The sequence below is a fragment of the Streptomyces sp. NPDC058964 genome (genome assembly GCF_042741275.1).
Lineage (GTDB): Bacteria > Actinomycetota > Actinomycetes > Streptomycetales > Streptomycetaceae > Streptomyces.
The window spans coordinates 1-4,193 of the sequence record NZ_JBHYKH010000667.1 but is presented as its reverse complement, the minus strand read 5'-3'; the positions used below and the strand labels follow the sequence as shown (position 1 = coordinate 4,193).

Genomic DNA, 4,193 nt, shown 5'->3' with positions numbered 1-4,193 from the left:
GGGCGGCTCGGGGCCCGCGCCGGGGCCGGGGGCCGGGGTCGGCGAGACACGGCGTTCGGGACGCCCACCCCGCGCCGTCTGGCACGCGCGGCCCGGCCCGTGGTGGAGCGACGAGCTGGCGCGGGCCGTCGCCGCGACGCTCGCCTCGGGACGGGGCGCGCTCGTCGTCGTACCCGACGGCCGTGCCGCGGCCCGGGTCGACGCCGCGCTGACCGCGCTGCTCGGCGAGGGACGGCACGCGCTCCTCACCGCCGACGCTGGGCCGGAGAAGCGGTACGGACAGTGGCTCGCCGTGCGACGCGGCTCCGTACGGGCCGTCGTCGGGACGCGGGCCGCCATGTTCGCCCCCGTGCGCGACCTCGGCCTGGTCGCGATCTGGGACGACGGGGACGACAGCCACAGCGAACAGCACGCCCCCCAGCCGCACGCCCGGGACGTGCTCCTGCTCCGCGCTGCCCTGGACGGATGCGGTTTCCTGCTGGGCGGCTGGAGCTGCACCGTGGAGGCCGCCCAGCTCGTGGAGAGCGGCTGGGCGCGCCCCTTGGTCGCCGGCCGGGAGCAGGTGCGGCGGGCCGCGCCGCTCGTGCGCACCGTGGGTGACGGCGACCTCGCGCGCGACGAGGCCGCCCGCGCCGCCCGGCTGCCGACCCTCGCCTGGCAGGCGGTACGGGACGGACTGAAGCACGGGCCGGTCCTCGTGCAGGTGCCCCGGCGGGGGTACGTGCCACGCATGGCATGTGACCGGTGCCGGGCGCCCGCGCGGTGCCGGCACTGCTCGGGTCCGCTGGAGGCACAGGACGCGGGGGCGTCGCGGTGCGGGTGGTGCGGGCGCGAGGAGAACGCCTGGCACTGCCCGGAGTGCGGCGGCTTCCGGCTGCGGGCCCAGGTGGTGGGCGCGCGGCGGACCGCCGAGGAGCTGGGGCGGGCCTTTCCCGCCGTACCGGTGCGCACGTCCGGGCGGGAACACGTGCTGGACACGGTGCCGGGGACGCCCGCGCTGGTCGTGAGCACGCCGGGCGCCGAACCGGTCGCCGAGGGCGGCTATGCGGCTGCCCTGCTGCTGGACGGCTGGGCCATGCTCGGCCGCCCCGACCTGCGGGCCGGAGAGGACGCGCTGCGCCGCTGGATCGCGGCCGGTGCGCTCGTACGGCCGCAGGGGGACCGGGGGACCGTGGTGGTCGTCGCCGAGCCGACCCTGCGGCCCGTGCAGGCACTGGTGCGCTGGGATCCCGTCGGACACGCGGTGCGGGAGCTGGCCGAGCGGGCCGAGCTGGGGTTTCCGCCGGTGTCCCGGATGGCGGCCGTGTCGGGGACGGCCCAGGCCGTCGCCGAGTTCCTTGCCACGGTCGAACTTCCGCCGGACGCCGAGGTGTTGGGGCCGGTGCCGATACCGGACACCCTTCCCGGACGGCCGCGGCGGACCGGGGGGCCGCCGCCCCGCGAGCACTGGGAGCGCGCACTCGTCCGCGTGCCGCCCGCCAGCGGGGCGGCGCTGGCATCCGCGCTGAAGGCGGCTCAGGCCGTCCGGATGGCGCGGGGGAGCGGCGAGCCCGTGCGGGTGCGGATCGATCCGCCGGACATCGGGTGAGGCACGGCGTGCGGTACGGCGCCGTCCGGACGGTGACCCGATGACCGCGGGCCGGACACACGGCTGCCCTCCCGGATGTGTGCCGGGAGGGCGGGGTTGAGGACGGGTCAGCCGTTGCGCGGGCCGGGGAAGGCCGTCGGCCTGGCCTCGTCGCGGAGCGTGGGGCTGCCCGCGGTCGGCTGGGTCGGCATGGAGCGGGCCGCCGGGACCGTCGGCACCGCGGGGAGGCCGGTGTTCACATTGAGCGTGCGGGTGCCCGTCGGCTCCGTGGTGCGCTCGGCCTCGGCAGCCGCCTGGGCCGCGGCGCGGCGGGCGCCGTAACGGCGGTGCACCGCCTGCTTGGTGACCCCGAGTGCGGAGCCCACCGCGTCCCATGAGAATCCCAGCGATCGGTCGAAGTCCACGGCGGCCGTGACCAGCGTCTCGACACTGTCCCGGAGCTCCTGCGCGAGACGCACCGTCGGGGCGGGGGCGCGTCCGTAGACGACGAAGCCCGTGGAGGGGCCGGAGCGGCGCGGGCGGTAGATGTTGCCCAACTGGGCGGTGAGCGTACGCAGTGCGTCCACCTGGCGGCGGACCCGCTCGATGTCCCGCACCAGCAAGTGCAGGCTGGCCCGGGCCTGGGCGTCGTGGGTTGCGTGGTCGGCCATGAACAAGCCTCTCGAACCGGCGTTGAAAGGAATTGGGCGGCAATGGCGGCCCTTTGTGGTCAACTCTTTCTTGACCAACGCGTTTGCGCTCCGCTGGTCACGGTGTGGGGGCGTACGGGCATATGCGTACGCCGGTCCGCCCACCCGCGCACCACCTGTTCCCGGCCGGCGCAGAGACGGCGGTCTCCCCTGAGGATGCCTGCCGTCGGCGGATTTGCGTGCGCGGTCATAGACTTGGGGGCTGCCCGCAAGTCGCCCCCGCCCGAGAGGCCCCAACCCACCCATGAAGCTCGTCTTCGCCGGTACCCCCGAGGTCGCCGTTCCCGCCCTGGACGCTCTTCTCGCCTCCGGGCGGCACGAGGTGGCCGCCGTCGTCACGCGGCCCGACGCGCCGGCCGGGCGCGGGCGCAGACTGGTCGCGTCCCCCGTGGCCGAGCGGGCGGAGGAGGCCGGGATCGAGGTGCTCAAGCCCCTCAAGCCGCGCGACCCCGACTTCCTGGAACGGCTCCGGCAGATCGCCCCGGACTGCTGCCCCGTCGTCGCCTATGGCGCCCTGCTGCCCCGGGTCGCCCTCGACATCCCCGTCCGGGGCTGGGTCAACCTGCACTTCTCGCTGCTGCCCGCCTGGCGCGGGGCCGCCCCCGTGCAGCACTCCCTCATGGCCGGGGACGAGATCACCGGAGCCTCCACCTTCCTCATCGAGGAGGGGCTCGACTCGGGTCCGGTGTACGGGACCGTCACCGAGGAGATCCGGCCCACCGACACCAGCGGCGACCTGCTCACCCGGCTCGCCTTCGCCGGCGCCGGGCTGCTCGCCGCGACCATGGACGGCATCGAGGACGGCACGCTGAAGGCCGTACCGCAGCCGGCGGACGGCATCACCGTGGCACCGAAGATCACCGTCGAGGACGCCCTGATCGACTGGGCCACCCCCGCGCTGCGTGTCGACCGCGTGGTGCGCGGATGCACCCCGGCCCCGGGCGCCTGGACCACCTTCCGCGGCGAGCGGCTCAAGCTCATCCAGGCCACGCTCGTGCCGCAGCGCACCGATCTCGCTCCGGGGCAGCTGGCCGTGGGCAAGAACAGCGTCCACGTGGGCACCGGTTCCCATGCCGTGGAGCTGCTGTGGGTGCAGGCCCAGGGCAAGAAGCCGATGCGGGCGGCGGACTGGGCGCGCGGGGTGCGGATCGCCGCGGGCGAGACACTGGGCGGCTGAGCCCTCCCGGTTCGGGCAGGGGCCTCCCGGCGTACGCGGCGGCGCTCCGGTGTCCCCCGCGACGTAGGCTGGGATCCGCACCCTTCCCACACCCGGAGCACCTTTTTCGTGAGCGAGCAGTCCCGGCGGCCCCGTAAGCCCGCCAAGCCCTACCGTCGTCCCCAGAAGGACCCCGTCCGCATCCTCGCCTTCGAGGCGTTGCGTGCCGTGGACGAGCGGGACGCGTACGCCAACCTCGTGCTGCCGCCGCTGCTGCGGAAGGCGCGGGAGCAGGAGGGCCCGGACAAGTTCGACGGCCGGGACGCCGCTCTCGCCACCGAACTGGTCTACGGGACGCTGCGGCGGCAGGGGACGTACGACGCGGTCATCGCCGCCTGTGTCGACCGGCCGCTGCGGGAGGTCGACCCCCCGGGGCTCGCGGTGCTCCGCCGCGGCGGCCCCCAGCTGCTCGGCACCCGGATCCCGACGCATGCCGCGGTGTCCTCCTCCGTCGAGCTCGCGCGGGTCGTGCTCGGCGACGGGCGGGCCAAGTTCGTCAACGCCGTGCTGCGCAAGGTCGCCCAGGACGATCTCGACGGGTGGCTGGAGAAGGTCGCGCCCCCCTACGACGACGATCCGGAGGACCATCTCGCCGTCGTGCACTCGCATCCCCGCTGGGTCGTCTCCGCGCTGTGGGACTCGCTCGGCGGCGGGCGCGCCGGGATCGAGGATCTGCTGGTGGGGGACTACGAGCGGGCCG

Annotated in this window: 4 protein-coding genes; 3 read left to right on the top strand and 1 reads right to left on the bottom strand. The window is 75.5% G+C overall.

Annotated features, from left to right (window positions below):
- The coding region (locus ACFW2E_RS42590; RefSeq protein WP_384476263.1) for a primosomal protein N' at positions 1–1,588 on the top strand (1,588 nt) is incomplete at its 5' end.
- Between the two features lie 107 nt (positions 1,589–1,695).
- On the opposite strand, the gene ACFW2E_RS42585 is transcribed toward ACFW2E_RS42590, so the two are convergent.
- Positions 1,696–2,238, bottom strand: coding sequence for a hypothetical protein (locus ACFW2E_RS42585; RefSeq protein ID WP_384476260.1), 543 nt, complete (start codon positions 2,236–2,238; stop codon positions 1,696–1,698).
- A 283-nt stretch (positions 2,239–2,521) separates the two neighbouring features.
- On the opposite strand from ACFW2E_RS42585, the gene fmt reads away from it, so the two are divergent.
- The gene (gene fmt / locus ACFW2E_RS42580) at positions 2,522–3,454 is read left to right on the top strand and encodes a methionyl-tRNA formyltransferase (RefSeq protein ID WP_384476257.1); all 933 of its coding nucleotides are present in this window, start codon (positions 2,522–2,524) and stop codon (positions 3,452–3,454) included.
- 108 nt (positions 3,455–3,562) lie between these two features.
- The coding region (locus ACFW2E_RS42575) for a transcription antitermination factor NusB (protein ID WP_384476254.1) at positions 3,563–4,193 on the top strand (631 nt) is incomplete at its 3' end.